Raw genomic sequence first — 4149 nt, 5'->3', positions numbered from 1 at the left:
GTGCCTTGGGCCAGACTGCTGAGCTGGGGCAAGGCGTCGCCATCGCCCACCCACACAAAGCGGGCGTCGCCAGGGTCGGCGACCAGTGTGCAGCCGGTGTGAAAGCGCAGCCATGCGGCCGCATCGCTGGCAGCGAGGCGGGGCGACAGCCAGAGGGTGCAGTCGCTGTCGAGCAGGGCCAGCAACACCGCGGCCGACGCCGCATGTCCGGCCGCAGGGGTGTCTGCATCGTGCGACACGGCCACGGGGCGGCCAGGGTGGGACAGCGCCTGCAAGACAGCGCGGAACACCGCCTGACTGCCGAAGGCCTCGTTGGAGAAGCCCGGCCCCAGAGAAGCGAGCGTGGTGATGTTCATTCGTCGTCCTCGTCGGTATCGGCGCCGCTTTCGCGGGCTACGGTGAAGAAGTCCACCTTGGTACTCGCGGCCCGGGCCTGGCGGATCGCCTGCGAACGGCGCAGGTGGCTACGAATGGGCTCCAGCAGCTGCACCTGCAGCGCCGGCTGGCGGGCAGGGTCTTGCAGCAACGCATCGGCCAGCGCAGCCAGCTGGACATGGCGGTGCGAGCGGCCCAGCACATATGCCACGCCCACGGTGGCATCGTCGGCCTGTGAGGGTGTCTGCACGCGCAGGGCGCATCGGGTCACGGTGACTTCGCCCAGGTTGAAGCGCTCACCGGTGCCGCCCGCACGGCCCTGCACCATCATCAGGCCCGTCTCGGGGGCGCGCAGCCAGCGGGCGGGGCGGCTGGCATCGTCCTGCAGTGCAGTCTCGAGCAGGCCGATCGGAGCCCGGGCCAGCAGCGCCATCCACTGCGCGCGGTCCAGCGGCCTGCCGGGTCCCGGGTTGTCAAAGGCTTGAAACATGAAAGTGGTACCCTGAAAGTTGTATAGACAAATTGAACAACTGGCGCGAGCTTAAAGATCGCGCATGTACGTTTCATGACAGCCAACCCAATTGCCTCATCTTCGCTACAACCTGCCCCATCACCATCGCAGCGCCCGGCTCGCGACAGCTTCTGGACACGCATTGCCACCGAGCTGGCCGAGGCCATCGGCAGCGGCACCTACGCCCCGGGCGAGCGACTGCCTTCGGAGCACGCCCTGGCCGAGCAGTTCGGCGTCAACCGGCACACGATCCGCCGGTCGCTGGCAAGCCTGTGCAGCCAGGGGCTGGTGCGCATCACGCAGGGCAGCGGCACCTATGTGGAAGACTTCGCGGTCGACCTGGCGCTTGGCAAGCGCACGCGTCACCAGCAGGGCCTGGCGCAGGCCGGCTTGCGCGGCAGCCTGGTGGTGCTGACCGAGGACACCGTGCGTGCCACCGCCGCACTGGCCCGCGCGCTGCAGGTGCCCGCGCGCAGTCCGCTGCTGGCGCTGCGCGTGATGGGCGAGGTCGAGGGCCAGCCCCTGCACCTGAGCGAGCGTTACTTTCCACTGCCGCGATTTACCAACCTGGCACAGGTGGTGCGCGAGACCGGTTCCATCACCGCGGGCTTTGCGGCCCACGGGGTGGCTGACTACACCCGGCGCGAGAGCCGTATCACCGCCGAGATGCCCACAAACGACGTGGCCCAGCAATTGCACCAGCCCGCCGCGCGGCCCGTGCTGCAGGTGGAGAGCCTGAATGTGGACGCCAGCGGCACCCCCATCGAATGGGCCCGCGCCTGGTTTGCAGGCGACCGCGTGAAACTCACGATTGACCACCATGAACGCTGAAACCAGCCCCCCGAACACGCCCGCACCCGCCCACCGCTATGCGGTGTACTACGCGCCCAGTCCGGGCACGCTGGGTTGGCTGGCAGGCAGTCATTGGCTGGGGCGCTGCGCCGCGCAGCTGCAAGCGCTGCCGCAACTGGACATCCATGGCGTTGCGCCCGCCGACCTCAAGCGGCTTACGGCTGCGCCGCGCCGCTATGGGTGGCACGGCACGCTCAAAGCCCCCTTTGCCCTGGCCCCGGGCGTGAGCTGGATGGACCTTCACCAGGCTGTGCAGGCGCTGGCCAGCGGCCTTCAAAGTTTTACGCTGCCGCCCATGCAGGTTGAGCGCATGGACGACTTTCTCGCGCTGGTGCCCATGCCATCCCACGCGGCCAACGCACAGGTGCAGGCGGCGGCAGCGGCGTGCGTGACACAACTGCAACCGCTGGCTGCGCCGCTGGGATCAGCCGAGCTGGCGCGGCGACGCGCTGCGGGGCTGACGCCCCGGCAGGATGAGCTGCTCACGCTGTGGGGCTACCCCTTTGTGCTGGAAGAGTTCCGTTTTCATATGTCGATCACGGGGGATCTGCGCCAGGTAGACACCCGCACGGCTGACCTGGTGCTGGACGCCGCACAGCAGTTCTTTTCTGATCTGCCTGCGCTGCGGTTCAACAGCCTGGCGATCTTTGCAGAGCCCGCCCCGGGTGCAGACTTTGTGCTTCTCGACCATGCGGAGATGGGCCCGTGACGGCACGCCTGGTGTACGTGATGGGCCCCTCGGGCGCCGGCAAGGACAGCTTGCTGGCGTGGCTGCGGACCCATCTGCCTGACCACTTTCCGCTGCATTGGGCGCAGCGCACCGTGAGCAGGCCACCGGCCACCAGCGCCGCGCCCGGTACCGAGCTGCACGAGAGCGTCTGCGCGACCTCGTTTGCCGCCTTGCGCGAAGCCGGTGCCTTTGCGCTGCACTGGCAAGCCAATGGCCTGGGCTATGGCATACGCACTGCGCAACTGGCACCGCTGGCCAACGGCTGCTGGGTGCTGGTCAATGGCTCGCGCGCGCACCTGCCCCAGGCACTGGCGGCGTTTCCGGCGTTGTTGCCCGTGCACATTACCGCCAGCGCAGCGGTATTGCGCCAGCGCCTCCTGGCGCGGGGCCGGGAAACCCCCGGCGAAGTGCAGGCGCGGGTGCAGCGCGCTTTGGACTTTGCGCTGCCGCCTGGGCTGGCACACATTGAGGTGTGTAACGACCACCGCCTGGAAGATGCAGGCCAGCAACTGCTGGCCGCCTTGGGCCAGGTGCACGGGTGGCCCTCGGCGCAGGCACCAGCGCGCACCTGCGGTGGCAGACTTGCATCGCCTGCACCACCATCGCCAGCGTAACTGGCATCGCCTCTTGAAACACCATGACCGACATCACGATTTATCACAACCCACAGTGCGGCACCTCCCGCAACACGCTGGCCATGATCCGCAACAGCGGCGTTGAACCACGGGTCATCGACTACCTGAAATCCCCGCCCGACCGCGCGACGCTGCAGGCCCTGATTGCCGCCACCGGTCAGCCAGTCATCGAGGTCGTGCGCCGCAAGGAAGCGGCCTTCACCGAGCTGGGGCTGGATGCCCCAGGCACAACCGACGAACAGCTCATCGACGCGATGCTGGCGCACCCCATCCTCATCAACCGGCCCTTGGTGGTGACGCCGCTGGGCACGCGGCTGTGCCGGCCGTCGGAGCGGGTGCTGGACATCCTGCCCGCGCCGCAGCAAGGCGCTTTCACCAAAGAAGACGGCCAGACGGTGGTCAACGCCCAGGGCCAGCGCGTTGACTGAGCCAGCCCGCCACCGCGCACCCGGCACGGCCAAGTCACCATGAACCACACGGCCACGCCCCCCGCGGTGCCCCAGGGCTGGATGGTGGCGCGCCTGGGCACGGCTCAGACACTGGCCTGGGCATCGTCGTACTACCTGCCCGCCATGCTGGCCGAACCCATGGCGCGCGACCTGGGCGTTTCATCGGCCACCGTGTTTGCAGCATTCTCGGTGGCCCTGATCGTGTCGGCCCTGCTGGCGCCGCTGGCCGGGCGCGCCATTGACCTGCATGGCGGACGACCGGTGCTGGTCGGTGCCAGCATGGTCTTTGCCGCAGCACTGGCGGGCATGGCCCTGGCGCAAGGGCCGGTGGGGCTGTTTGCGGCGTGGATGCTGCTGGGCGTAGCGATGGGGTGTGGCCTGTATGAGGCGGCGTTTGCCGCGCTGGTGCGGCTGTACGGCCACAACTCGCGCGGTGCCATCACGGGCATCACGCTCGTGGCGGGCTTTGCCAGCACGGTGGGCTGGCCTTTGTCGGCCTGGATGGAGTCGCACTGGGGCTGGCGCGGCGCCTGTATCGGCTGGGCGGGGCTGCACCTGCTGCTGGGCTTGCCGCTCAACCTGTGGCTGCCCCGCGCG

At 68.6% G+C, this 4149-nt stretch carries 7 protein-coding genes; 5 read left to right on the top strand and 2 right to left on the bottom strand.

The window, feature by feature from the left end; all coding sequences use genetic code 11:
- Together ACK543_RS07345 and phnG are read right to left on the bottom strand one after the other, a co-directional pair.
- Positions 1-356: phosphonate C-P lyase system protein PhnH (locus tag ACK543_RS07345; protein WP_409942196.1), on the bottom strand; the 356-nt coding region annotated here is incomplete at its 3' end.
- On the bottom strand, positions 353-865 hold the full coding sequence (gene phnG, locus ACK543_RS07340) for a phosphonate C-P lyase system protein PhnG (protein WP_409942195.1): 513 nt from the start codon (positions 863-865) through the stop codon (positions 353-355). The genes ACK543_RS07345 and phnG, both read right to left, overlap by 4 nt.
- Before the next feature lie 75 nt (positions 866-940).
- Here phnG and phnF point away from each other — a divergent pair, with 75 nt between their 5' ends.
- The 5 genes from phnF to ACK543_RS07315 all read left to right on the top strand — a co-directional run.
- Complete coding sequence (gene phnF, locus ACK543_RS07335; protein ID WP_409942194.1) at positions 941-1717, top strand: phosphonate metabolism transcriptional regulator PhnF; 777 nt, start codon at positions 941-943, stop codon at positions 1715-1717.
- The gene (locus tag ACK543_RS07330; protein WP_409942193.1) at positions 1707-2447 is read left to right on the top strand and encodes a DUF1045 domain-containing protein; all 741 of its coding nucleotides are present in this window, start codon (positions 1707-1709) and stop codon (positions 2445-2447) included. The genes phnF and ACK543_RS07330 overlap by 11 nt, the downstream gene beginning before the upstream one ends.
- On the top strand, positions 2444-3082 hold the full coding sequence (phnN, locus tag ACK543_RS07325; protein ID WP_409942192.1) for a phosphonate metabolism protein/1,5-bisphosphokinase (PRPP-forming) PhnN: 639 nt from the start codon (positions 2444-2446) through the stop codon (positions 3080-3082). The genes ACK543_RS07330 and phnN overlap by 4 nt, the downstream gene beginning before the upstream one ends.
- A gap of 23 nt (positions 3083-3105) precedes the next feature.
- Complete coding sequence (arsC, locus tag ACK543_RS07320) at positions 3106-3531, top strand: arsenate reductase (glutaredoxin) (RefSeq protein ID WP_409942191.1); 426 nt, start codon at positions 3106-3108, stop codon at positions 3529-3531.
- Between the two features lie 39 nt (positions 3532-3570).
- A partial coding sequence (locus ACK543_RS07315) for an MFS transporter (protein ID WP_409942190.1) occupies positions 3571-4149 on the top strand: 579 nt, incomplete at its 3' end.

Source organism: Acidovorax sp., from assembly GCF_046341535.1.
In the GTDB taxonomy this organism is placed as follows: domain Bacteria; phylum Pseudomonadota; class Gammaproteobacteria; order Burkholderiales; family Burkholderiaceae_C; genus Acidovorax.
Note: the sequence above shows the minus strand (reverse complement) of the source record. Positions and strands in the feature narration are given on the sequence as shown.